General features: G+C 58.3%; 17 protein-coding genes. 13 read left to right on the plus strand and 4 right to left on the minus strand.

What is annotated here, in order from left to right:
• Position 1: 1 nt before the first annotated feature.
• From PXJ20_RS21060 to PXJ20_RS21070, 3 genes are read right to left on the minus strand one after another with little or no spacing between them, the layout of a single operon-like run.
• On the minus strand, positions 2 to 1318 hold the full coding sequence (locus PXJ20_RS21060; RefSeq protein WP_421031053.1) for a hypothetical protein: 1317 nt from the start codon (positions 1316 to 1318) through the stop codon (positions 2 to 4).
• On the minus strand, positions 1315 to 3357 hold the full coding sequence (locus tag PXJ20_RS21065) for a hypothetical protein (RefSeq protein ID WP_421031054.1): 2043 nt from the start codon (positions 3355 to 3357) through the stop codon (positions 1315 to 1317). Before PXJ20_RS21065 ends, PXJ20_RS21060 begins: the two co-directional genes overlap by 4 nt.
• Entirely contained in the window at positions 3351 to 4370 is a 1020-nt protein-coding gene (locus PXJ20_RS21070; RefSeq protein WP_421031055.1) for a hypothetical protein, read from the minus strand. Before PXJ20_RS21070 ends, PXJ20_RS21065 begins: the two co-directional genes overlap by 7 nt.
• 107 nt (positions 4371 to 4477) lie before the next feature.
• Here PXJ20_RS21070 and PXJ20_RS21075 point away from each other — a divergent pair, with 107 nt between their 5' ends.
• From PXJ20_RS21075 to PXJ20_RS21120, 10 genes are all read left to right on the plus strand, one after another.
• Complete coding sequence (locus PXJ20_RS21075; protein ID WP_421031056.1) at positions 4478 to 4954, plus strand: helix-turn-helix domain-containing protein; 477 nt, start codon at positions 4478 to 4480, stop codon at positions 4952 to 4954.
• 93 nt (positions 4955 to 5047) lie between these two features.
• Positions 5048 to 5986, plus strand: coding sequence for a TniQ family protein (locus PXJ20_RS21080; protein WP_421031057.1), 939 nt, complete (start codon positions 5048 to 5050; stop codon positions 5984 to 5986).
• Positions 5968 to 7365: a TnsD family Tn7-like transposition protein gene (locus PXJ20_RS21085; protein WP_421031058.1), complete on the plus strand. Its 1398-nt coding sequence runs from the start codon at positions 5968 to 5970 to the stop codon at positions 7363 to 7365. Before PXJ20_RS21080 ends, PXJ20_RS21085 begins: the two co-directional genes overlap by 19 nt.
• Positions 7366 to 7905: 540 nt before the next feature.
• Positions 7906 to 9642 (plus strand): HsdM family class I SAM-dependent methyltransferase, encoded by a 1737-nt coding sequence (locus PXJ20_RS21090; protein ID WP_421031059.1) that lies wholly within the window; start codon positions 7906 to 7908, stop codon positions 9640 to 9642.
• 67 nt (positions 9643 to 9709) lie between these two features.
• Positions 9710 to 12496, plus strand: a complete 2787-nt coding sequence (locus tag PXJ20_RS21095) for a hypothetical protein (RefSeq protein WP_421031060.1) — start codon at positions 9710 to 9712, stop codon at positions 12494 to 12496.
• A complete protein-coding gene (locus tag PXJ20_RS21100) occupies positions 12496 to 16704 on the plus strand; it encodes a DEAD/DEAH box helicase family protein (RefSeq protein ID WP_421031061.1) in 4209 nt (1402 codons plus the stop codon). Before PXJ20_RS21095 ends, PXJ20_RS21100 begins: the two co-directional genes overlap by 1 nt.
• 1 nt (position 16705) lies before the next feature.
• Positions 16706 to 18931, plus strand: coding sequence for a hypothetical protein (locus tag PXJ20_RS21105; RefSeq protein WP_421031062.1), 2226 nt, complete (start codon positions 16706 to 16708; stop codon positions 18929 to 18931).
• Positions 18932 to 19091: 160 nt separating this feature from the next.
• Entirely contained in the window at positions 19092 to 19769 is a 678-nt protein-coding gene (locus PXJ20_RS21110; protein WP_421031063.1) for a phospholipase D-like domain-containing protein, read from the plus strand.
• A gap of 471 nt (positions 19770 to 20240) precedes the next feature.
• A complete protein-coding gene (locus tag PXJ20_RS21115) occupies positions 20241 to 21017 on the plus strand; it encodes a hypothetical protein (RefSeq protein WP_421031064.1) in 777 nt (258 codons plus the stop codon).
• Positions 21018 to 21022: 5 nt separating this feature from the next.
• On the plus strand, positions 21023 to 21919 hold the full coding sequence (locus PXJ20_RS21120; protein WP_421031065.1) for a hypothetical protein: 897 nt from the start codon (positions 21023 to 21025) through the stop codon (positions 21917 to 21919).
• A gap of 610 nt (positions 21920 to 22529) precedes the next feature.
• Here PXJ20_RS21120 and PXJ20_RS21125 read toward each other — a convergent pair.
• Entirely contained in the window at positions 22530 to 23132 is a 603-nt protein-coding gene (locus PXJ20_RS21125) for a hypothetical protein (protein ID WP_421031066.1), read from the minus strand.
• 541 nt (positions 23133 to 23673) lie between these two features.
• Between PXJ20_RS21125 and PXJ20_RS21130 the strand changes: the two genes are divergently transcribed.
• The 3 genes from PXJ20_RS21130 (at position 23674) to infA (ending at position 26037) form a co-directional block, all read left to right on the plus strand.
• Positions 23674 to 24000: an ArsR/SmtB family transcription factor gene (locus tag PXJ20_RS21130; RefSeq protein WP_017777524.1), complete on the plus strand. Its 327-nt coding sequence runs from the start codon at positions 23674 to 23676 to the stop codon at positions 23998 to 24000.
• Positions 24001 to 24166: 166 nt separating this feature from the next.
• Positions 24167 to 25231 (plus strand): alkene reductase, encoded by a 1065-nt coding sequence (locus PXJ20_RS21135; protein ID WP_126876409.1) that lies wholly within the window; start codon positions 24167 to 24169, stop codon positions 25229 to 25231.
• Positions 25232 to 25770: 539 nt separating this feature from the next.
• Entirely contained in the window at positions 25771 to 26037 is a 267-nt protein-coding gene (gene infA, locus PXJ20_RS21140; protein ID WP_017777522.1) for a translation initiation factor IF-1, read from the plus strand.
• Positions 26038 to 26113: the final 76 nt, after the last annotated feature.

The raw sequence follows: 26113 nt of genomic DNA on the forward strand, positions 1-26113 counted from the left end.
GTTACTGCTTCGAGTCGAGCATCTCCAGATTCTTCAGCAACGTGGCTGCATCGTCCTGCCCACGCCGTCGTATAGGGTGTACCGAAGCCTTCTTCGATTTTTTACCCGACCCCTTTGATGCTTTCGATACCGCGTTCAGCGCCTTGCGCTCGTCTGCCGTAAGCGATGCGCGAAGCGCTTTCTCATCGACCTTGCTTTGGCGCTGCTGCGCCCACTGCGCCTCAAGGTTTGGCTCCACACCGGCAATAGGACACCACAAGTCCTTTCGCTGTTGCCTGAACGCGCCGAAAAGCTTCGCCAGCGACTCAACGTCGGCCCGATACGAAGCATAGCCACTCGAGTTGTATGCCCACTCCAGGCTGGCCAAGGTCACAGTTCCTGAAGCCGCAAACTCCCTCTCAAAGGCAATCCGCATCAGCGCTATGACCGCACGCTTGACGCCCCCGGTCAACTGATGAATCCGCTCTGCATCCACATCAGGAGAAAACAAAAAAACATCCGGCGCAACATCGCGATACCATCGAAGCACCGTTCGCCAGTCAACGCTGCCGCTCGACTCCGGGCTCAATTCCCGAACCTGCCTCAGCAGGCGATGCTGCTCCTCCTGGCTGCGGGCCTTAAGCTTGTGCAACATGCTGAAGTTGGCAATATAGACGGTGGGAACCCCGACATAGCATGCCGTCATCAGCATCTGGGCGATTCGAGTACTGGCGCTACTGCTCTGGGTCGCGAACTGGAATTCGTCGAGCAGAAGCAACGCCCAGCCATCCCGATAGGCCTGTTTACGTACCCGGCCAGATAGCAGCCTGTACGTTCCATCCTGCTGCGCGAGTTGAACCATGATGTCTCCGGGAGAACTCGCCGAGCGCACTGTGATTGCACGGTGGCTCACCAGTTGGAACACTGTTCCATCATCGGTTTTTACCGTATCGGTCTGCGGCATAAGACGCTTGAACGCTTCCTGCAGCGCGCTTTTCCCCGTGCCTGCGAGTCCCGTCAGACACATCGGAAAGTAGAATTCCCGAAGCGGCGGCTGCGACTGATAGACCCGTTCGATAAATGCGCGCCGGCTCCCATACATCTCGGCGCAATGCACTCGTGCGGCTGCAACCCACTCCATCAAAATATCGATGCATTGCTCCGATGGATAAAACACTGTATTCAGCGCAGCCTCGATGCGATGCCCAGCCTCCTTGGGCTGCCAGTCGTCCATACCTGCAACAGACACAGGCGGCTTTTCCACTCGCTGACGAATCTCATCTGGATTCAGAATAGCGTTGAATCGCTCGGACCACGGGTCGCCGCTCTCGAACGTCATGCGGACCTCCGAGCGGCCGTGTGCTGCATTGCTTCCTTTGCTTCCTGCTTTGCCTGTGCAGTCTTTTTGGCGCGGCCAGCCCGACGGGTTCCCGCATCCCACGCCTTTCCTGTCGCCTGCTCAAACATGTCCCGCATTTCTCCTTTTGCGGCAACCCGCTGAACAGCAAATACAGGCTTCACACGTGCGCGCGCCTCTTCCCATTGCTCCAGTTCCGCGACGGAAATAAAGAGCAGTTCCTCATCTTCACGAATGGGTAGCATCGCATCAAGCATCAGCAACTGACCATCGACTTCGACCCAGATATGTCGGATACAAAGGCTTAGCACATAGCCATCCACCCATTCCGCGCGACTGGAGTTGCGGACTATCCGGTTCAGCAATCCGCTGGCCCGAAGCTCGTCCGAGTCGTAACGAAGACTGCCGAGATACACGCCATCAGCCTCCACTTTCAATGGCGTTTTCTTCAAAAATGTCCTGACCGCGTCAGCGATGCTCATTGATATGCCGGCTGTACGCAGCCTGGCTGCGTAGTGATTCCACAATGCATGTGGACTGGGCAGAACATTTGCAAGCTCCCGGTCGATAGCCATGCGGTCAGACATGTCCGCAGTATGGTTGTATCCGATGAGCCGCACGATTTCTCTCCGCGCCAGTTCGACCGGCACGAGCTGGCTTAGCACATACTCAGGCTCGTCCTCAAACTTGACGTTTTTAGGATGAGACGACTCTACCGTTGCCTTGGACTGCCCAGAATACGACGGTGCCATCTCATCCATGGCTGGTTGGGCCGCTTCCGACGCAGCGAACTGAGAGGTTGAGCCCGGTCCCCGGTCAACCTTCGAGCTTGCATGCAAACCTATCGTGGTCCATTCCATGGCATCAAGCTTCAGCCCCCACAATCTACAGAAGAAATCCTTTGGCACCGCCATGCAGAAAAGGGCCATCCGATAGGCATCGGCTCGTTCCGAGCCAAACGAAAACCCGATGCCGACCTTCGTGCCCGCCATCATGTCCCTTGCGGTCACTACACACAGGGCCGGTAGCACACTTCCTTCCAGATAGCCTCGCGGCCGTTCTTTTGTGTAATACCCGTCGAACTCGACCTTCTCCAGCAGATACGCCACTTCTTCCGAAAAACGCCCCTTCGAGGGGACGAGGGTTCTTCGATGACGCTGCCTTCCATAGCGCATCACTTCAACAGTCGCTTCGCCAAGGACATTCCTTATTTGATAGGTGAACTGCCTGAGCGACGGAAATGCCTTGCCTTCTGGGTGAAAAAATTCCAATGCATCTGGCTGCCCGTCGATTCTTTTTCGGATGCACTTACATCCGAATACCTTGTTCATCGCCTCGGCGTATATATCGCTCATGGGTTTGCCCGGCAGGGCAAACTTCCGATAGCCCTGAACGCAAAGCTCTCGGATGGCCGCAGTCATGCCGTGACCGTACCCGGCGCCGAATGCCTTCGAAGGTGGCCCCTGCTTTTTCGTTGAATGCGTATCCCTATTCCACTGGCCGCACCTATGAAACGGCGGAGCGAGTGCCCAAATATTTCGACCGAAGCACAGGTACGTCAGGAACCAGATACGAAATCGAGCTTCGTGCTGCTGCGGAGATGCGCGTCTCGCCCACACATTGACGGCAGCCGCGACATCGTCGGCAGCGAGGATAGCCTCCAGGTCATTCAGCGCAGGTTCGATGTACAGGTAGCGGGCGTCAACCATGTCCTGGTAAGAACGCTTCATGCTCATCCGGTCAGCATCAATCGCGGCGAAATTCACCCCTTCTCGCGACGCCAGCCATGGCGGCAAGTCAAGGCCATCTGAAAGAACAAGATTTTTCGCATCGAGCGCCGCTTCAAAGTCATCCCGGTCCATCGCGTGAATGTAGGAAGCAGGCTGTCCCCGCCCAGACCACTCAAAACGCACAAACACTGCGCGATGACGCAGCTTCGAATTTCCCAGGAAGTAGCAAGGAACCCCTTTAGCGAATTGCTCAAATCCATTAGGAGCCGTGACCCGGGTCCCGGTCAGCATGATTGCTCCCGAAACCAGTCGGCGTACACCACAAGAACGTCCCTCTCCTCTGACCTTAACGGTCGGTCAATCAATATTGGCCGGAATAGGTCGACCCTCAGCTCCCGGCTCCAGATTCCCTGAAGCAGGACGTCCCGACAGGCCTCCGGCGAATAACGTCCAGTGCCGCACAAGTGCGCAATCAGATGTGCCGGAGGCGTCTCAACCTCGATGCAACGCCGGAACCGCTCAAGCACTTCCGCACGCTCACGGAGGGAAATACCTGTCTCACGGTGATGATGCAAGAACAGGTGCCGCAGGTTGTGCACGACATGCGCATCAATCTCGTTGACCCCGAGCAGCACTGTTCGGATGCCGGCTCCCTCGTAATAGGCACACTCGAGTTCGTGACGCTCCAGCAATTCCGATGTACCGGCTGAATTTCCCTGTGAGTGAAGCTCGGCCAAGTTCTCGACGGGCCTTTTGAACACCGAAACGTCATCCTTGATAGACCAATTTACGCAATAGAACTGATTCTTACCTTTGCGTATGGCCCACAGAAGGTCCCCGATATAGGGGTAAATGATTGCCATGCGCTCCGCCGGCGCATCCGGGTTCGGCACCCATACCCTTGGCAGAGTGTTTAGGTAGCCAAGTCGCGTGGCGACGTGCACCATCCCGCCCAGCTTCGGCAACCCACCAGCAATCGCGCCGGGGAAGTTATGAAGTGGATGCGGTCGGTCGTCCGGCATCAGTGCTCGCTGTTCCTGCAAGCCCACCACGTCGGGGTGGTACAGGCCGAGCAGCGCTGCCGCAGCTTCGCCGGTAGAAAGCAGATGGATTTCACGCCCCGGAATCTTCCTGGCTCGCAGCTTTACGGCGTACGAACTGCCGGGGGCCTCGCCCCGAACCGCACGAATCGAGGGCTCGTAGTTGCTTCCCCAGCCCGCGTTTTCCTGCCGCTTACGGATAGCCTTCAGGCGTTCGAGAGATAGTCCACCACGTCCCATATCAACCCCGTATTCATCAAACACGGCCCGCCTTCCTGCCTCCCACGCTTGCAGCCAACACAAGCTTGATTGACAAAAAGTCCATTGCATGTGATACCATTCATAGACAATCCATTTATGCATGAATTTTTATGGACTCTAGCACGAGACGGCCCGATGCGGGAAGGCGTGCGCACGCGCAAACCTCGCCGTTTGCGACGACCATTCCGGAGGGGTTCGGAAGCAGGCTAAGAGAGGAAAGGGAACGCCTAGGTCTCAGCCAGGTCACCCTAGCCGCAGCTGGAGGGGTGCAGCGCCTAGCTCAAAGCCTGTACGAGAAAGAACGCAGCGTTCCGACCATCCGATACCTGGCCGGCATCTCGGCCGTCGGCATCGACCTTCAGTACGTGCTCTTCGCACAAGACCGGAGCGCATACTCGCTGACGCCTAGCGAAATTAATCGCATTGAGCTACGTGCCTTTGATGCACTGGAGAAATTTATCTCCGAGCATCCCGAAGGTTATTTCGACGCGTCGCAGAAATTTGCCATGTTTCAGGTGTTCCGGGCGAATTTGACCAGCGAAACGCTGAAGCATCCCCTGCGTACAGAAACCGAAACCCTGCCCTAGGAAGCTCACAATTGCGGCCCATCTGCTTTTCCTCAAGCGTCCCATCAGTTACGCGGCGGTTCGCAGTCAACTGACGTTGCTCCAGCCCCTGCCATGCTGATTCTACCCAAACCAGTTAAAGATGAATTCTTCCCTGGCTTTATTCGCCGGCTCTGTCATATCAATTTCGTAGATTCCACTGACGAGATGCTGAGAATCCTTCAAGAGAATTTCAGTCTAGGCAATTCAGGAAGAAAAGTAGGATTTAAGGCCATTTCGCTGGCCGCTGGCATGACTGAAGCCGAGATTCTATGGAATCACTCTCACTTCCCAATTAATCTACAATTTCCGCTCCGTACCGGACTCATAAACTACACGCTTGAGGAAAGACGGCCTGTGGGCTTGACGCCCCCTGAATGGTTCCGATACCGCTTTTGCCCAGCCTGCATTGAGCAACAAACGCAAGAGCATGGCTTCAGCTTTTGGAACAGGGCACACCAAATACCCTCCCTATATTGGTGCCCCTGGCATAAGATAGCGCTGAGGAAATGCAGAGTACGCCCATCCAAATCTCACATGCCAAGCATGGAGACCACCGATGAATTAATACCAGCATCGGTCGAATCCGACATTAAAAAATATCCCAAAATACAATATTTTTCCGATATTTTAGCCAACGCATACAAGATTCCATACGGCACAAAACCATGGCAGGTGGAATATGGAATAAATAATATTTTAAGAACGCTCGGTCTTGGCGATGCTGATGCTCATGAAAAATCAAGTTATATCAGCAGCCTGGCTTCGGAAAATTTCCCCAAATGGTGGCTCGAAAAACTATACGAGGACGTTCGCACAGTCCGGGAAAAGCACACCCCAGGAATTTGCAATCTATTCAGTCGCTGGAATTGGCGCCACTATGAATATGCTCTCGCGATTGCTGTACTCCTGAGGCCAGAGGAATGGGCGGGCTACAAAAACCACGATGATGCATTAATATCCATACATGGCATCGAGTGGGTCAATCAGCACGTATGGGCATCGATTACCTAGGATTGACGGAGCTCTTCCCCTCTACGGCGACGCCGCCCATTCGGGACGGCGAGTCGCTATACAGCTGGTGCGCCCGCTTCCACCGCCTGAATGGGGGACATACCGCTCAGGCGACCAGCAGACTGCTGTTCGGCCATCCGACCTGCGGCCTTCGACATGACATCCCCTCTCGGCTGGAAAATTTTCACCGGAAAACCCGGGGGTTGCTAGGCTCGCTGGATGAGCTGATGCACCACCGAACGCTATATGGATTGCACGCGCCATTTCTATCGGGCAATGCCCGCACGGAAATTGAGTGCCACATGTCCTTGGGCACCACACCCAGAGCACTGCACCAATCGGGTATCACACAGTCGGGGCGTAGCCCCGGCAACCCTCTCAAATACTGCCCAACCTGCCATACCGAGCAGCAGGGACAGTTTGGGTTTACATGGTGGCATATTGCGCACCAGTTGCCGTCCAGTTTCGTCTGCCATCTTCATGGAGAGCCGCTGAGCGTTTTCTACCCTCCGAAGAGAGCCAACGCCTACTACCTGCCGGACGAAATTGCTGCCGGACATCTCGCACCTGCGCCAAAGCTTGAACCGAGCAGCCTTATCCGCCTGGCCAAGCTGGAAGAATGGGGACGCTTTATCTTCGATGAACAGAAGAACTTACGGTTCGACGAGGCCTCTCTGTTTCGTAGCTATCTGCTCCAGATGCGCGTCCGAGGCTGGCCCTCGTATAGCGTGAGTACGCGGATAGAGTTCGTACGCAACGAGTTTGTTGCTTACTTCGGCGATGTGCTGTCGCTGTTCGGACGCGAGTTCCTCGGGAATCTGGCTGGCCCGAGCGGAGGATTCCTTGCTCCCCTGTTGCACCGGCTTCCCAGACAGCAGCATCCGCTGAAGCATCTGCTGCTGATGAGCTTTCTGTTCGAGACACCGAAAGAGTTCGTCGGCAGCTATGCCGCAGCACTGGCTTGTGGCGATAACGCTGAAGAACCCTTACCTCAGAGCCAGACAGCGGCCCGGCGTCGGGGCCACCTCATCAAACCAGGCCGGCTTCCACATACTATCGACGCCGACCTGGAAAAACAGCTCTCAGCGGCTTTGCGCGCAGGGCTGAGCAAAAGACGGATGACCGATACCCTCAAGGTCCGGCCTTATGTCGTCGAGGATTATCTGCTCACCCATCCCGACCTCAAGGAAACGTGGGAGACAGCACGCCACAACAACCGAAAGGAGCTTCACCGTCGGCAATTAGTCGAGATGCTCCGTAAACATCCTGACCTATCTGCGACAGCCGTCCGGCGTCTACCGGGAAGCGGCTTTCAGTGGCTCTACCACCATGACCCGGAGTGGCTGCAGGCGATTCTTCCCGCCATATGGATGAAATAGCGAATGCGCATTCTCGCTGTCGTGTTCGATAACGAATTGTGCCTTTTGCGCGACGTTCTACGGATATATCTGCACCCACTGCACCTGCCTTTCATCGCGGCACTGCGTTCGACTGCCCCTTCTCTATTCCTCTCCTCGTATTCCTAGGCGCCGCGCGTCGGCCTGAACGCGAGCTTGGGCCACGCCCACGAACGGAGTGACCAACCAAGGTTGTGGGTCGTCGGGAAAAAACGTATAGTGGAGTTCTATACAGGAGATGGTGACCGCAATGACTGCCGAACGTACGGTTTCGCTCAGTTTCCGAGTCACCCCGGAATTCGCCCGGCTGTTGGAGCGAGCTGCCTCGCAGGAAAACCGGAGCAAGACAAACATGGTCGAGACACTGGTTCTGCGATTCTGCCAGGAACGCGGTATCAGTACCGACACACTGGCAGGACAGGAAGAGCCCGTGACCAAGGTGTCCCGAGTACGCTCTGGGCGCCACTAGGCACTAAAGAGCCAAGCCGACACAGCGAGCAGGCCCGACATGTACCTCTTCCGATGACACCCGCCACCAAGTCCAACTTCCTTCGCCTTGTCCGCGCCCTTCGGGCTGTCATGCAAAGCGCGCAACTTGGTCCAGACGTGGTCGTCGGCAGCGCGTTGGCGCGCTGGTGCAAGGAGTCGTTCCCCGGGTTGCCGCGGTCCGGCCTAGAGATGAATGCGCAGTTGCAGCATCACCCGGCCGTGGGCGCCTTCGTCAACTTCGTGAAGGCCCAGGACCTTCTTGAGGCGATTTACTGGCTCTCCTCGGCCTATGCCCAGCTCGCCGGCGAAGAGCGCCGCAAGCAATTGGCGATGTTCTTCACACCGCCATCGCTGACCAAGCGCCTACTGGACGACTTGGCGGTAAGTGGCGTGGACTTCGCGGTCCGGAAATTCTGCGACCCTGCCTGTGGCGGTGCGGCGTTCCTAGCGCCGATAGCGATGCGCATGCGCGATGCACTGCGCGAGCGAAGAAAATCTGCCGAGCAAATCCTCGACCACGTGCAGCGCCACATCCTTGGGTTCGATAAGGATGCCGCCCTATGCGAGATGTCGAAGCACTTCCTGCTGATGGTGCTGCATGACGAACTTGTCTCGACAGGTGCGCGACCGAAGTTCCAAGTTCACGAAGGGGACTCGCTCCTGCGCGCCAAGCACCTAGTCGGAACCCTCGATGTTGTGGTCTGCAACCCGCCATACCGGAAGATGCCATCGGCAGAAGTCGCGCATTACCAGCACGACTTCGCCGACATCATTGAAGCGCAGCCAAACCTGTACGCTCTTTTCGTCGCCTTGTGCGTCAAGCTGCTGGCACCAGGCGGCACCTGCGCACTCGTGACGCCCACCAGCTTTCTGTCCGGCCAGTACTTTTCTAAGCTTCGCACGTTCCTGCTAACGCAGGCCACTATACTCGGCATCGGCATGGTTAGCGACCGGCTCGGCGTATTCATCGATGTGGAGCAGGAAACCGCACTTACTCTGGCACGCCGTGGAAAGGGCATGCATGTGTCCGTCGCCGAGGCTGGCGTGTCGGTCGTCACACGTGACGGCGATTACGTTAATGTCGGCCGCTGTGTCCTTCCCAACTCGGGCACCGCGTGGCCTATTCCACGCACGGAAAGCGACATTGCTTTGCTCAAGAGCGCCGCAAGGTCACATGCAACCCTTACCAACTACGGCTACACACCACGTATCGGCGCCTTCGTATGGAACCGAGATACGCGAACGACCTATCCGTCCGCGAAAAGCGCAGCACGTGCGCGCGGCGGTACCGCTGTCCCGCTGCTGTGGTCGAGCGACATTTCGTCAGACGGCCGTCTGCGTTTCTCCGGAGCACCCAAAGCCAACCGGGAGCACTGCTTCGTGAACATGGGGGCAAAAGACCATCCCTCGGTCGTGCGCAGGCCCAGTGTCATACTGCAGCGCGTTACCTCTAACGACCAGCCGCGACGTCTGATTGCCGCAGCCGTACCGAAGCCGCTCATCGAAACCTACGGTGGTTTCGTCGGAGAGAACCACACCGTCATCCTTGAGCAGGTGAGCCCTGAGCCTGCGCTCACCCCGGAGCTGCTTGCGCAATTGCTCGCCACGCCCACGGTAGACCGCTATTTCCGCTGTATCTCAGGGGCGACCAACGTGTCTGTCTTCGAGCTCAGCCAACTTCGACTGCCCGACCCTGGGCAACTCAGAAGTCTCCTCGCGCAGGGGCACGACATGTCCAGTGCTGTGCGCAAAGCGTTTCACGGGCAGTAGTTCCTTTAGCCTACGCGCAGGGAACGGTGGCAAACGTAAGACTCATGCAGTGACAAACATAAAAATCATGGCATCGAGAAAACAGCTTAACGACCTGCGGGAGGCACAGAAGAAGAGGCGCGAAGAACTCGCGAGACTCGCTGCCCGAAAGCCCGCCGTGCAGCCAAAGGCCGTGATGAAGCCTGCAGTGCCGCCGCAACAGCTGGAACCTTCCTCCGTTCCGCGAGCGCCTGAGCCCGCGCCGGTCGTACCCCGCACTCGTGAGGCTCTTATCGCGCTATACCGGGACGACAGCGCCCAGCCATGCGAGCCTTCGTCAGCACTCGTTTCACTTGCCGACTTGTACTTGTACGCTGCGCAGCACCGCTCGCGTCATATCGCGATGGTGTGGCCCGCCACGCTCAAGACTTTGACCCTCGTGCATGCGTTGGCTACGCTGGCGCGCTGGCGCGAAGGTGACAAGCAGGGTGTCCGAGGTCTGCTATTCCCAGTAAAGACGAACGTATTCTATCCACTCAACCATCTACACTTCGACCGAAAGTCGTTGTTGCACATCGCCAACGACCTGGCCGAGGTCAATGGGAATCTGAAAGTCACACGGTCGATGCGAGACAAGGATGCGTTCCTCTTCTCGCTTGCCGACAGGTGTCTTCCTCAGGCTTCGAGCGAGCCCTTCAACCCGACCGTCGGCGAGTTGCTGCCGCTCTTCCTAGCCTCGCCCGGCTCCTACAGCTGGAGTGCCTGCGACGCTCGGCTGCTTGCACTCGTTCGAGCCAAACTTGCCAGACGAGCGCATGCAAGAGCATTGCAGATGAATTGTGCGGTCATTGGTGACCCTCGTACCGCGCCGGACGCGCTTTTTGCGCTTGATGGGCGAATGGGGGAAGACGAGCTCCGCCAGGCTTGTAAGGCGCTAGCTAAGCTCGGCCCACCGGAAGTGGTGCTGGTACAAGCGACACGCGCTGTGCGTTTCGAGGCTCCGGGATGGAAAAAGCATCTGGCACGCTTCTGCCTCATGCTCGAAGACGTGTTCAGAGGTGACATGCCGGGAGTGGTCGTCGTCACGGACGAGCCGCATGCCGCCTACCGCCTCAAGGACGAACTCTGGGAGCGAAACCACAAGCGTGACGCTCAACACCGTTGGCACATGCCACATGCGTTCCAGATAACTGGCATTCCGAGCACTGTGGGCAATGAAGGGCTCTTGGTTGCTGGGACCCGCGAGGCTGCTCATCCGTCTCCGCGAGAATTCGATGTCCACATCGTGGATGCCGACGCGGCTAAGGTGGCAAACAGGCTTGTTCGCATCGCCAGCGCTGCGCCGGGCGGACAAGCGGCTGCAAAGCCGCTTGTCGAGGCGGCCACTTTTCTTGCTCGCCTGGCGGCACTTCCTTGCGGCGTGCGGCACATGGCGGAATACTTGTCCGGCCCGGACGTGACGGACCGCACACGGAGGGAGTTCGACTGGCCAGCTCATTTGGGTGCCGTCCTCGAGTTTAACCGCAACGTTGGTGTCGGAGACGACCGACCGACCCTGCTTGAATTCCTAGAGCGCGGCTCGAAACTCTTCGGTAACTACCACGCTGCGACTCCCTTTGCCCACAAGCTGGCGGCGCTTGTCGCCGATGCCGCTACGGGCAAGAAGCGAAGCGTGGCCATTGTGTTCACCAATGCGCTTTACCGCCGCCTAGCCGAGCGCTTCCTCACCGAGTACGACCAGTACCCATCCGGTGCAACCTACAACACCTTCCGTGACCGCGTGCATCTGCTCACTTCTTCGCAACTGGAGGAATATATCGACGGACGGCAGGGCGCCACGCTTGTGTTCGCCGGCCTTAACGAGGACTGCCTGCGCCTGCTGCTGACCGACGACCGGGTCCCCGCGCACTCAGTGCTCCTGCTGACCCAGCGGGCAGGTCAGTTCCTACGTGCTACGCTCAAACCCATTGTGGAGCACATGGCGGATTTCAAATCCTACAAGCCGCGTATGGAGTCTATCCTCCGGCAGCTCAAGGACTTGCCCGAAGACGCCTCTGTTCTATCTACCGGCGACTACGTGTTGCCGACCTTTCGGGTTGAGCTATCGTCGGATATTTCGTCTCCGGGGCACGAAGTCGCCCAAGATTCGTGGGTCATCAGGTTCGACAACGGTCTCACACAATATCGCCGTGACACGTCGGACGTGTACGTCTACGACCCTGCTTCGCAACAGGCCACGGGCGCGGGATTCAGGATATGCGAGGTCCGCTCGCTGAGCGTCGGAGACAAGGTCTTTGTCATGTCTGCAGAGTTGCGCGAGATGGTCGAACAGGCTTTGTGCGACGCGGGGGTGCCTATCCAGTCCGACAAGACGTTCGAGTCGGCACTTCGCAGTTACCACGAGCTTGTGCAAAAGCGCCTTGCGCTGCGGTTTCCGCAAACTACTGTGACAGACAAGGTGCGCGCTATTCACCAGTCGATGCTCGGACTCGATGCCGGCCTAGAACGCAGGTTGCCAACTTTGCAGGCGATGCGCCACTGGATTGACCTTGGGCGCTCTCCCAACACTCCATTCGAGCAATTGAAGCCACAAGCGCCGCTTCGTGAAGACGTGTTCAAAGCCTTCATGGAAGTGCTTGGCTTTTCCTCGCTCGAAGCCGCCTATCAATGGCAGCGAGTCATCATGGCCGTTCGCACCTCTCGCCGACTGGACGGACGCCATGTCTCCGACATCTACGCGTACATGCTCTTGCAGCCGGAGTCCGCCATGGCTCATTCCAGCATCAAGCGGAAAACGCTCAACCAGTTGTTCGACAAGGCGCGCGAGAACGTAGCCACTGTCGAGATTATTGGCCCTCTGAAGGAGGCAAAGTGATGAGCCAGCCTGTCTTGCGTGCTGACCCCGCAGGGGTCTCTCCGACTCTGAAAGAGGCTGTGGTCGACAGCCTGCTTAACCTGACTTACGGACAACTCAGCGGCAAGGGACCGACCGGACAGTACCTCTTTGGTGCCCGTCCGCGGGCACTGCTCAACTCCGGCTTCCTGCTACCCCAGCGCAGTGTCTCCGGCGACGACGAGGTGACATCACCCATCTGGGTCTCATCGCACGGCCTGCAGATGCAGCTCAACGCCGTCACTCCGGCTGTGATAACGGTCTCACCTTGGCTTAGTGTCTACGTACGCGTGCTGCCTCGCGAAGAAGACCTCAAGCGACCGAACTGCAGGCCTGTCTTCATGTTGCGCCAGGCGTTGGTCGATGAAATCAAAGCCGAGCGCGACCGCCGGCTGGAGGAAGAGTGGGAGAAGGTCAGGGGCGCTTACACTGCCAAGTGGAAACATCCAGGCTGGCCTGCGATTCGGGCCCAGGTCGTTGACGAGGTCTACGCAGCCAAAGGCATCCCTCGGCACCTCTTGACCGCGGACATCCCGCAAGACGCGGTCGACCTCGAGGCCGACGAGGCGCAACCAGGTGACGCCGACGCTGCGGGTGAGAGCGCGACAGAAGGGGTGCCCGTCAAAGCTGGAGAGGCCCTGCCCATCAAGGATGAGCATTTCGAACCGTTGACCGTCCCGCACAAATGGATGCGACTCGAGGTGCAGCTCCCACCGCTTGAGCTTGATACCTCCAAGAGCACAGATGAGCTGCAGCGTGACCTCGATGACCATGCTGCACACATGAACGCAGCCGTGGCCAAACGCATGCAAGAGTGGGTGCAAAGCGATGACCCGGAGAGCGGTGGCAAAGCTTGGGGTTACCGGCACGACCTGCGCATCCCGGCAAGCCGTTACACCAAATGGGCCGACTTCCTTGACCTAGTCCGCAAGTCGAACCTGCGCATCACGTTGCCGCAGATAGAGCTGAGCTGGGACCTCGAGCTGCACGCTGACTGGTTGAACCCCTCAAAGCGCAGCATTTTTCTTGCGCTCGAGAACGTTAGCAAGATGCCCAAGCAGAACGTCGACGAGACCGAAGAGGCCGTATTCCTGGTGTCGCTTCGAGCTGAGCTGCCCGCTGCGCTCCATCACCCGCTCAAGCTCGAGCGTGTTGAGCCATCCTACCGATACAACAAGTACTTGACCTATCCAGCAATGGGCCACAACTGCGGCGTCACGCAGGTGCAGTCTGACCCCGGGACTTGCGTGCTTGAGACTACGTGGACGCCTCGCTACACGCAACCGCGCATTGTGCCGACGAGTGCCAACGGGGTCCAGCGGCGCGTGCGCTCGCTGGCGCAGCCCGATGGACTGAACGGCTTGTCGCCGCTCGTACCTTCAATGCATGAGTGGCTGGAGAATCTACCCACACAAGTCAACCCTGCTGAAGGTCTCGACTCCTCTGACAAGGCGGGCATCGCTCGCGAAGAAGAAGCCTTCCGACAGGACTTGCGCAAATGGGAATCCGAGATGAGGGCGGTCGAAGCAGGCCTAAACTGTCTGCGCGAGTCACGCGACGCCTGGAGCAGCCGAGGCCTCCAAACGGACCCGAAGGCCGTGGTCTACGAGGCGTGGCTGGCCATGAACGAGACGATGGCCGACTTCATGAAGGCGCGCTTCCGGGGCGACGATAACGAATGGCGCCTGTTCCAGCTGGCTTTCATCGTCGCGAACATTCCGGCACTCGCCTCACGCATTCCGGAATTTTCGCACTTCTACGACGAGCGCCGCGATGACGCGGTGACGCTGCTGTACTTCGCCACCGGTGGTGGCAAGTCCGAAGCGTTCTTCGGACTGCTAGTTTTCAACCTCATGCTAGACCGTCTGCGCCGCAAGCACTGTGGAGTGACGGCCCTGATTCGCTACCCGTTGCGCCTGCTGACGATTCAGCAGGCACAACGGGGCGCGCGTGTCTTGGCGCACGGCGAGCGTGTACGCCGCCATCATGGCTACGGCGGAGACCCACTGTCTATCGGCTTTTGGGTTGGAAGCGGAGGCTCACCCAATCGCCATAGCGCCAAGGGTGTCAAAAGCATTCCGACCGTATCCGAGGCACCTCCCTTCCTCGCTGACGAGCATTCGCTTCGAGAGCGCAACAGCAAGTACACGTTAGCGTTGCGCGCGTGGCGAAAGCTGCCAAAGTGCCCGTTTTGTGGCAGCGAAACCGCGTTGCGGCTATTCGTCGACTCCAAGAACCAGACGCTGGGACACGTCTGCACCAATATCCAGTGTGACTCGAACGAGGGCCAGTGGAAGCCGCTTCCCTTCTACATTGTCGACGAGGACATCTACGACCTTGCGCCCTCGGTCTTGCTCGGCACGGTCGATAAGCTGGCGCTCATCGGTCACTCGAACCACACCATCCGCCGCATCTACGGTATGTTTGGCGCCGCGCCTTGGGTCAACCCGTCTAACGGGCGACTGTACGTTCCTACCGACAACCGCGAGCTCGCGGCTGGTCCTGCCGCCAAAGGCATGCAAGGGATATACCCCGCCTATCAAACGGGCAAGCGCATCTTTCACGACCCGTTCCCGAGCCTCATAATCCAAGACGAGGCGCACCTCCTGGACGAGTCACTGGGCACGTTTGCCGGTCTGTTCGAGTCCACGCTGGACGCTGTCTTCGAGTACCTGGCGAGGCCGCTCGCTGGCCTGATAGCGGTCGACGGGCAGGGGCGCCGGCGACGAGCCAAGGTCATCGCGGCGTCAGCCACCGTCGCCGACCCCGAGAGGCAACTTGAGCACCTGTATCAGCGCTCGATTCCGGCTACCCAGTTCCCGGAACCTGGGCCGTCCCTCTATGAGTCGTTCTACGCCAAGCCAGCGCTGGCCAAGGAGACCCAGCGCCGGGCTAACCCAGACGTTGAAGTGGCCAGCCAGCAGGCACGCGTGTACACCGCCTTTATGACCAACGGCAAGCCGCACACATCCACCAGCGTGGCGGTACTGTCGGGGTTTCATTTGACCGTCACGCGGCTTTTCGACAACCTAACCAGCGGTGTACCCGCGCAATTCCAAGCGACACGGCAAGTGCTGGTCGACCACGTCACCGCGGGTCCGCTTGAGCAACTGCACAAGCAGGTACTAGCCGCAGCGGACCCCTCGCAACTGGCCACGCTTATCGACCTGCACCGCATTGCACTCACCTACGTCACGAACAAGAAGGGCGGCGACCAAATCATGGCCGCTGAATATGAGGAGACTCGAAAGCGCCACCTCAACGAGGGCATCTCACTGGAGGGCCTCGATACGCGCCTCATTACGGGCTCGGTGGAACAAGGCGAAATCCAGGCAGTCGTCGATACCGCGCAGCTCCGCGTAGACCCTGGCCAGCCATTGCCGCCAATTCGAGAGCAGCTTCGCTCCGTCATCGCAACTTCAGCCATCTCGCACGGTGTGGACGTCGACGAGTTCAACTCGATGTTCTTTGCCGGCATGCCCTCAGACATCGCGGAATACATCCAGGCCTCATCACGTGTCGGACGTACGCACATCGGCTTCGTGGTCCTAGTGCCCACACCACAGCGCCGCCGCGACCGCCACATCGTGCACGTCTTTGACATCTTTCATCGCTTCCTCGAGCGCATGGTTCAGCCAGCGGCTATCGACCGCTGGGCAGAGCGTGCCGTCGAGCGGGTCTTCCCGAGCCTGCTGCAGGCCTACCTGCTGGGGGTCGTTCCAAGCCGCGAACTGATTCGCCTGCCGGAGAACGAGAAGGACAGGACACCGGACTTCAGCTTCATCCCCAACGTGCGCAAGGAGTTTAAGTCCCGCGGCGACGCCTTCATCGAGGAAATCAACAGGTTCCTCGAGTTGGCCATCGGACTGCGTGGTGCCTTCGCGCCGGAGGGCGAGGAACACTACCGTGCCCATATCGACCAAAAGACCCGCGACCTCATCGCCAATACGTGGAGCAGTCCAATTTGGGGCAACGGTAATATGGATGGCTACTTCAAGGCTCAGACAGACCTGTTGCTCAAGCCGATGACATCGCTGCGCGACGTCGACCAGGGCGGCGCCATTCAGGCTTCTACCCGTGACGCTGATGGCAAGAACCAAACACCCGGCGAGATTCTGCTGGTAATGGACCTCGTCCGTCACGGCGCAGCCAACAACGACGGTGCGGACAACGCACAGACGGGGGACTGAGATGGCAATTAGCAAGCGTTTCTTGGGCACAGAAGACGAAGAAAAGACGCTTAGCGCACCGACGATGGCGCGTTCTCGGGGGCAACTCGGCTCTGCATACGCGCCCGGCGCCTTCTTCACCTTTGAAGGCGGACTCGGCTCGTGCATTTCCTTGCCAGACTTCTCGACAACGGTCGACGACGCCCCGATTCACGCGGTCACGAAGGCGCAAATTATCCTGCGGCTTCAGGATGTCTGGCAGAGTTGGTTCACGCGGTCTTACGCGGTGGGCACGGCAGGCCGACAAATCGACCCCCGCCAATGCCTGGACGAAGCGCTTCTCAAGGGTGCTACCGTCGCGCCTCTGGGTGTAGACCGCCTTGCATTCCTGAGCCCGCTACACATGGGATACGCCCCGGCACCACTGACTTTCGTGTGCAACAGGTGCCGGCTCTTCAAGCGCTTCGAATCAGCACACGAATTGGCGCAGAACATTGACCGTCTACGCAATACGCAGTGCACCGCAGCTAACGACAAAGGGCCGTGCCAGTGGCGCCAACTGGACGTCATCTTCGTGCACTGGTCGGGCGAGTGGATGCCTGCGACTCCTGGTCGATGGGAGTGGGACGACCGTAAGGACAGCCTGAGGCTTTCCGGCGAAGAGTGCAACGTATGTGGCAAGAGTGAGTTCAAGCTAAATACCGACTCGCCACGCATCGGTCAGTGGCACTTCTTCTGTGCTAACCCGACATGCGGGCATAAACGTTCGAATGAGTGGCGACAGAATGACCGATTCACCACGGAGGTGTTCAGGGACACGGCCAACAGGCGGGTAAGCGAGCGTCGTATGGAGCCCATTTCGTACCGGGCCTCCTCCGCCTACTACGCTCAATCGGAACAGTTCGTCCTGTTTCCGGAGTCCGAGCACCATCTAATGGCGATGCTCGAACCGCAACGACAGTCCGAGCTTGCTTCATTTATCGGAAAACAGTTTCGGTTTGGAGACGGCGAACTCGCCCCTGATGAGATGAAAGCGGCATTGTTGGCGGCGGGTAAATCCAGTGAGTGGGAGACGTACGAGAACCTTTCGCGGATGCGTGACTTCGCTCGGGGAATGGGCGACAAGGCCCCGCAGGAGATGGCCGAAAAGGAGCTAAAGAAGCTCATCGACCGGTGGACCACAAGCGACCCGCCGCTTGTACGACCGCGCGTTGCCCTGCCGCTAGCAATCAACGCGCAGCTTGCCACGCGCAGTGAATACACGAGCCGCTTCGACCCATTCGTTCTGGCGGTAGAGCACGAGGCACTCAACCGGGGCAAGCTCTCTGCTGCGCCCGACGGTGGTCGAGCCAAATTCGTGCGTTTCAATCATCTCGACAACGACCTTGCACCGAAGGACACCGACGAAAAAGCGGCCCAAGAAGCGCAGACCCAGCATTTGATGACAAAGCTAGGCATCGCCGACCTAGGCCTGATTCGAGAGTTTGACCTGTGTCGCTTCACGCACGGTTACACGCGAGTTAGTGCGACGCCAACCTTGGAGAAACGTAATCAGTTCATGCCCGTGCGCTTGCGCCTGTTCGAGCCGCTGCGTAGTGGCAAACGCCCCATCTACGTCGTGACGCAAGCGAACGAAGCGATGTATGTGCGCCTCGACCCTCGCGCTGTATACAAGTGGTTGAAAGCCGTTGGTGTCGTTGACCTACCGGACTGGGACGAGAGCGGTACGGTCAAGCTTGGTGGAAAGATTTTGGAGGTCGCCCAGCCTTTCGGGCGGTACTTCTCATTGTTGAAGGAAGACGACGCAGTTACTTATCGCTACGTCTACACCCTGCTGCATACGTACGCTCACGCCATGATGAAGAGCGTGGCTGAGCTCTCTGGTCTGGACCTAGGCTCGATGGGCGAGTACCTCTTTCCCCTAGACCTAGCGTTCGTCGTCTACCGAAACGGTACGACCATGGACCTAGGCAACCTGTCGTCGCTGTGGCGTAACGAAAATAATCGGTTCTTATCTCGCTTGCTCGAAGCGTCCACGCACCGCTGCAACTCGGGTCGCCTGTGTGACACGGCAGGTGGAGCTTGTCCTGATTGCGTCATGATTCCCGAGACATCATGTCTCGCACAGAACCAATTGCTGTCTCGCGCAGTTCTTAAAGGCGGCCCACCGCCGCGTGAGGATGCCACACACAAGGGTACGCGAATCCCTGGCTTCCTCGAGGTAGTCAACGATGATGTTACGGCCTGAAATACTAAGCGCCTTCGATTCACTAGCATCTCACTGTGAGGTCAGTGCTGCTCTGTGCGAAGAAGCGGCCCGAGGCTCACTGGATGTGCCCACTGCCGTGCACTCCATCTGTACCCGGCTCGGCTTGCCGCAGGCTCGCGCTGCAGACGTTGAACGCTCCTTGACTGCAGGCCAAACCAGTGGGCTGTTCGAAAAAACCACGCTCCTGACCTGGCGCGTGCGGGACCGCGCTCTGGCGCAAGAGTTAGCACCCCTGCTCAAAGGCGCAAAACTATACCGCACACGGATTCACCAAGACACCGACGTCGTCGAAGTGGTGTTGACAAAACCACCGGCACCGAGCCAAGTCTCCATGCAGCTCGAGAGCATGCTGCAACGCAGCCGAAGTTTTAGGGATACTAGACAACTGCTACCCGCGATTGCTGAGTCGGCGCGCACGTCCTTCGGGATAATGACGCCATTCTTCGACGAGGTTGGTGCGCAAGTGGTCCTAAACCTCTTCGAGCGAACCCCGGCGGTTGACCGATTTTTGGTCTTACGTGCCAGCAAGGACGGCGTGCCCCCATCCGCTCTCGCTGCAGTTCGCGGGGACCTGTCTCGCCTTGGAGTTGTAGTATTGAACTTCCGTCTGGACCGCTCCGATGCACTCGGAAATGAGACGTTCCACGCCAAGGTGGTATTGGCAGACGATGCAGCGGCCTATGTGGGTTCGTCCAACATGAATCAGTGGTCGTTCGAGTATTCGCTTGAACTCGGGCTATATGTTCGGGGGCAGGCTGCGGCGAAAATCGCGGCAGTGTTGCAGGCCGTTCGGATGGTATCGGGTCCAATGTGTTAGCGCCGATGTAAAACTGACTCACCGGGGATGCCGAAGTAAACCTGACCCACTTGGGAGGGGATGGCGGCTTTCTACCGCAGATGCTGACTCAGGTGCAGTGGAAATCAAGGGTATTGGCAAGACGGGGAACAGCGGCACGGGAGATACGCGGCAGGCGGGCCTGTCGCGCAACAAGGGGGAGCGCTATCCCCGCCGTGGAACTCGGGCGGAGATGCCCATAGTTCACGGTGGAGTTGACCTTAAGTATAGGAATCGAAACGCGCATGATTTTGAGGGTTGAACGCGACCGGAAGGAAAGGCACGACAGCGAAGGAAGATTTCGCCGGAAATTTTTTATCGTGTGCGGTCGGAATGCGGAAGAGTGCGAGGTAAAGGTCGATGGCTCGACCTGTCGCTCGTCCAAGGGGCATGCGATTCTCGTATTATCAGAAGCGATGGCGGAGTGTATCCTCTCGCCTTCTGCACTATTAAATGCTCGGCCTGGCCGAACTCCAACTCGGACAACCTGTGATGGACGAACAGAATATTGAAAAACTCGACGCACTCAAGAAGGACGTTGTCGAGTTAGTGACGGAGCACTGGCAAACATACCAAAAAGCATATCTTCTGTCGCACCTGGGTAAAACGTTGATTGGGCGCGGCTTCGATTTGCAGGCAGTGTTAGCTGGTCGCAAGCTTAGAGCCTATATTTCGACCGAACTGAAGGATAGGCTGAAAGTCCTCAGTCCGCGAAATAACCAACTGAAGGTAGGTGCAGTGCCAACTGACGCAGACCTATCTGGCGGAATTGACGTCCTTTTCGCTCCACCGAATAAGTCCGCAAAAGGTGATGACCGCATCCCCAGTTTCGTGCCGGCATTCTGGGCTGCCTTCACTCGGCCGATTCCGAGCGGACGCGTCAGAACTTTGAGCTTAGCGCCTAAGATTCAATTTCAGGACGTGTCTGAGGCTGCAGCGACCAATAGCGGGAAAAAGACTGTGGACTCGGAATTCGTCGTTCTTCAAGGAAATCTGAGCAACGGCGAGTACAGCACAGCGGTATATTCGAGCATCAAACGCTGGCTAACGAACAACGACATTGAGCTAGCGGCGGTGCTCTCTGCTTCACTCACCTCTGGAGGCGCTACTGCAGGAGGTCGTGCCGACCGCAGCAGTTTACTTGAACAAATGATGGCAGCCCTTACAGACGAAGAGATGCGGAGAATCTCGCTGCCGCTTGATATTGTGGCGCGACTTGCCAAGGCGTAACACGCATGAAATTCGTCATCGGCTTTGCGGGTATCCCCCACGATGTGTACGAACAGGTTTATAAAAATCGCGACATCATAATAGCCACGCCAGAGGCGGAATTTGTCTCAACCCCTCTCAAGCCATACGTATTCAATTATGGCGCAGAGCATGCAGAATTCTTCAGCGAGGAGTTTGAGAGGCGGATTCGGGCTGACCATCACAACAGACTCGCTGATACTGCTTTTGCGGTGGTTTGTATCAACCACGACGAGCAAAGCACTACGGCGTTCCGACAGCATTTTTTCCCATCGACGCTAGTGGTGTCCGTCGACTGGTCAATTGAGTGGGGTAGTCCTACGACCATTCGCCAATCCGGAAATAGGCTCGTTGATTGCCTGAAAAACGCCAGCAAGTCGGTACGGACCAGCGTAGGACCATTGAAAAAAGAGCTTACTGAGCGCTCCAACAAAACCCCATTTTTATTGCCTCTACGCAATTTTCGGTCTCGAACGCTCATCGCTACCCTTCAGCAATTGCAGGAAAATATCGTCACCAGCCAAGACAAAACGAGTACCATCCGAACTTTTGGCAAGGCAGTGGAGCAAAATCATCCGCTAAAACAGGACGACCCGAAAAAGCCGTGTTTTTTTGTCGACGACCGGAACATTCTTTTTCGGGCACCTGGACGAGACCGGCACGCTTTTGCTCGTCCGAACGACGCAGGGGGGCACTCACATGCCTGCCTTTTGTCTGGCCGGCGGCGGCTCGGGGCACCGTTCGACCCTGCTTTCCACTACGACTGCACGCGAGGCCAGGAAAATCTGAAAGCATCTTTCCATATGTGCCACGGGCAAGATGAGTCAGAAATGGAGGGAGACCCGCACTTGAACATTGCCCCTAACGACTTTGTCAGACGCTGAAAACAGCTATGGCCAGCAAAATTTGCCGGCCATAGTGCCCCCACAGGGGGATATTACTAGCGTTGCAGAACGTCACAGAGAAAAATTTTCTCGCGCATGCCTAATGTAGTGTCGGCCACTATAGGGGGGTCTCATGAAACCAGCCCTGTAAGTCTAGACGAGCACTCCAGACCTTCCGCGGTGCAACTCCAACGGTCGGTCATCTCGCAAAGGCGCATCTCCTCGTAAGGGTAAGCGCGCATGGGACGCCGCACTCACTGTGCGATTGGTTTGAAGTCTATCACATACTCAGAAACAGACGAAGAATTCAGGCAAGCCGGACAGTCGGCAACTCCTCGATGGTTTCCTCGGCCAGTATAGATTACGCAGGCACTCAGTCATGAACAGTCCGGCCTTGCTCGGCTGGAGCTGAGTAGCGGTCGGTTCGGTGAATTTCCCTCTGCAATTGTCGGATGAGCTGACGGGCCGGCGCGTAACAAGAAAGGAATCTCAATGACCTGAACTGCTGATGTAAATCGCTTTGTGGCCTACCAAAATCGGCAAACAAATCAATGGTCATGGTGCTCCACTCTCGCTGCGCCGACGTGAAGTTGAGTGGAGAGAAAAGGGCCTACCGCTCAGCAAAGGCCTGCGCAGCCGCTCTGACATCCTCCACCATCCCTTCGGCGAGCGCTTCGAGCGGCGTACGCGTCCCGAGCGACCCCTTGGGCTGCGTGAAGAATTGCCACTTACTCCATCCTGGCAGGGACCCAAGCGCCTGAGTCACCTTCTGAAGTTGCTTACGGTCGACTTCCACGTCGAGATAGAACGCCGGATAGTACGTCGCAGGACCGACATCCAGACTGAACATCCGCCCGGATTTTACCGCTTTGCTCAGCGCCTGCTTCGTGACACCTAGCGCCCGCAGAAAAGTGGCCGGCTCCATCAGACGCCTACCACGCACCAACGCTTTGCGTCTCCGGAGGACTTCATCCTTGTCAAGAATTTCTTCGAAATTTGGCTGGACCCGGTCGCCCTTGAGCGAGGCAACCTGCGTCAGATAAGACTTAAAGTGATGCTCAAGCTCATCGTCAGATAGCGTGCTCAATGCGTTCGCTTCATCTTCATCCAGCCTGTCGACGAGCATGGCGAGACGGCTGAGCGCCGCCTGGCGCGCAGCCACAACAGAGATATTCGGCCCCGGGCCAGCAGTTTTCGATTGGACGCGAGCCATGAGTGACTCCGATAGCGATGCCATGCCACTCTAGCTCAAACATGGCGCCGGTCAACCAAGTCAACCAAATTAAATAAACGGGGTCGCATTGGCATGCTGCCTCGCCCGGCCGCACGCCGCTCGACCAAAGCGTGGGGCGACACCTCATGTCTCGAGCCATTAATCTGGTCGCAGCCCCTAGCCTGCCTCCATCCATCACATCATTTGCAGGTGCCGCGCGCTTCGGCAAGAAACTGCAATGGAGTATGGCTAATGGCCACCGTACAGCCAGAAGGGACTTGCGCTCGACCACCGACTCCATATTTAACGGAGGTCACGGCTCGTTGAGACAGAACTCCGGCGGCTTCGCTCCTCTTATTGAAAACCGGGCCGCCGCTATCTACAGTCCCGACAGACTTTATCGTCGCCCGACAGACTTAATTGTTTCCTATCAAAGGACACAACCCCCACCCGCAGTAGTGCCATTGCCAATATCGTCATTTTCCGATATACAATTCGTCCCGTAGCGATGCTAATTTCGTGTGTCACCGGTACGCTCTTCATGAGTTCAAGAAAACCCGCAGCAGCAGCCATCGATATCGACGCCGTTCTGAAGGCGCTCGCCAATCCCGTTCGGCGGGAGATTCTGGGCTGGCTGCGCGATCCGTATGCGCATTTCGCGGATCAGGAATTGCCGCTCGATCACGGCGTATGCGCCGGCAAGATCGACGCCCGTTGCGGCCTGTCGCAATCCACGGTGTCGGCCCATCTCGCTGCCTTGCAGCGCGCGGGGCTCGTGACGTCGAAACGCGTGGGCCAATGGGTGTTCTTCAAGCGCAATGACGCGGTTATCAAGGCCTTTATCGAACGCATGAATACGGAACTCTGAACGCACGCGCACGCATCGCCGCGTGGCCTGCATGGCGGCGCCGTATCGCCGGGGGCCTCTCGTCGCACTCGTTATCAAGCTCGTCACCGCGCCAAACACTGCGCTAATCCCCTAATCACTTTACCCAGCCGCGGGCCGCGTGCCCGCCTCCACAGGTGAACACAACATGGCAACTCTTTTCGACCCGATCCAGATTGGCGATCTCACCCTGCCCAACCGCATCATCATGGCGCCGCTCACGCGTCAGCGTGCGGGCGAAGAACGCGTGCCGAACGCGCTCATGGCGCGGTACTACGCCGAGCGCGCAACGGCAGGCCTCATCATCAGCGAGGCCACGTCCGTCACGCCGCAAGGCCTGGGTTATGCGGATACGCCGGGCATCTGGTCGCAGGAACAGGTGGAAGGCTGGAAGCTCGTGACCGAAGCCGTGCATGCCGCCGGCGGCAAGATCTTCCTGCAGCTGTGGCACGTGGGCCGCGTCTCGGATCCGATCTTCCTCAACGGCGAATTGCCCGTTGCACCGAGCGCGATCGCGCCGCAAGGTCACGTCAGCCTCGTGCGCCCCATCCGCGAATACGTGACGCCGCGAGCGCTCTCGCTCGACGAGATTCCGGGCATCGTGGCCGCCTATCGCAAGGGCGCGGAAAACGCCAGGGCCGCAGGCTTCGACGGTGTCGAAGTGCACGGGGCCAACGGCTATCTGCTGGACCAGTTCCTGCAAGACAGCACGAACCACCGCACGGACGCCTATGGCGGCTCGATCGAAAACCGCGCGCGACTGCTGCTCGAAGTCACGGACGCCTGCATCGACGTCTGGGGCGCCTCGCGCGTGGGCGTGCACCTTGCGCCGCGCGGCGACAGCCATACGATGGGCGATTCGAATCCGCCGGCAACGTTCGGTTATGTGGCGCGTGAACTGGGTAAGCGCAAGATCGCCTTCATCTGCGCCCGCGAATCGCTGGGTGACAACCGGCTCGGCCCCATGCTCAAGGAAGCGTTCGGCGGCCCGTACATCGCCAACGAGAAATTCACGAAGGAAACCGCGCAACAGGTGCTCGACGCGGGCGAAGCCGATGCCGTGGCATGGGGTCAACTCTTCATCGCGAACCCGGATCTGCCGCGACGCTTTGCCCAGAACGCCCCGCTCAATGCGCCGAATCCGGCGACCTACTATGCGCGTGGCGAGACGGGCTACACGGATTACCCGTCGCTGGACGAACAGGCGGCATAAGCGCAGCGCGGCTGCACTATCGTGCGGATCCGTCTGGATGTGAAGGCTGTTGTTGTGGAAGAAAGGCGTGGCTCGATGTATTCGGGCCACGCTTCTTTTCGCACGTTGCGTGGTGAACCGCCGTTTGCACGGCCCGCCGCAGGCAGCTGTGACGGGCCTGTGCGCGGCAGCGCGGTGAAAACGGCGCTCTTCGGTTACAATGTGGATTCAAGTTGCTTCGAACAGCACATAACAAGACATGTGCGGTTCGTTGTGAATGTCCCCTTGAACGATCGTGCAGTGAGGCCGGCAGCAGCCTCTCAAAACTGTACGTCCTGACTTCCATTGGCCCGGCATTAAGGGCCACCGCGGCTTCCCATTCCCTCGCGCACGCGCTTCGCCGCCTGGACGGGCGGCGCCCGTGAGATCCATTCCGGACGCTGGGCACCAGCAGACCGCAGGCTTTCCATTCCCGCGCGAGCGCATGTTGTACAACGCTCGTGGCTTCTTCCCCGTGCGGCATCTCGACCGGTGCCGCGCCCATTGACCAGGAACCTTGAATGGCTAAAGAAGAATTGCTTGAACTCGACGGTATCGTTGACGAAGTGCTGCCGGACAGCCGCTACCGCGTCACGCTGGACAATGGCGTCGTGGTGGGCGCCTACGCATCGGGCCGTATGCGCAAGAACCACATCCGCATTCTTGCGGGCGACCGCGTCACGCTGGAACTGTCGGTGTATGACCTGACGAAAGGCCGGATCAATTTCCGGCACAAAGACGAGCGCAGCGGCGGCACAGCGCAACGCGCAGCCTTTCGCCGCCGCTGAGACGCGAAGGCACGAGAGCGCCGGCTGCAACCTCGTCTGCGCGCGTGATGCAGCGTAGACGCCGGCGGTCGATGCT

Source organism: Paraburkholderia sp. A1RI_3L, assembly GCF_048957895.1.
In the GTDB taxonomy this organism is placed as follows: domain Bacteria; phylum Pseudomonadota; class Gammaproteobacteria; order Burkholderiales; family Burkholderiaceae; genus Paraburkholderia; species Paraburkholderia kururiensis.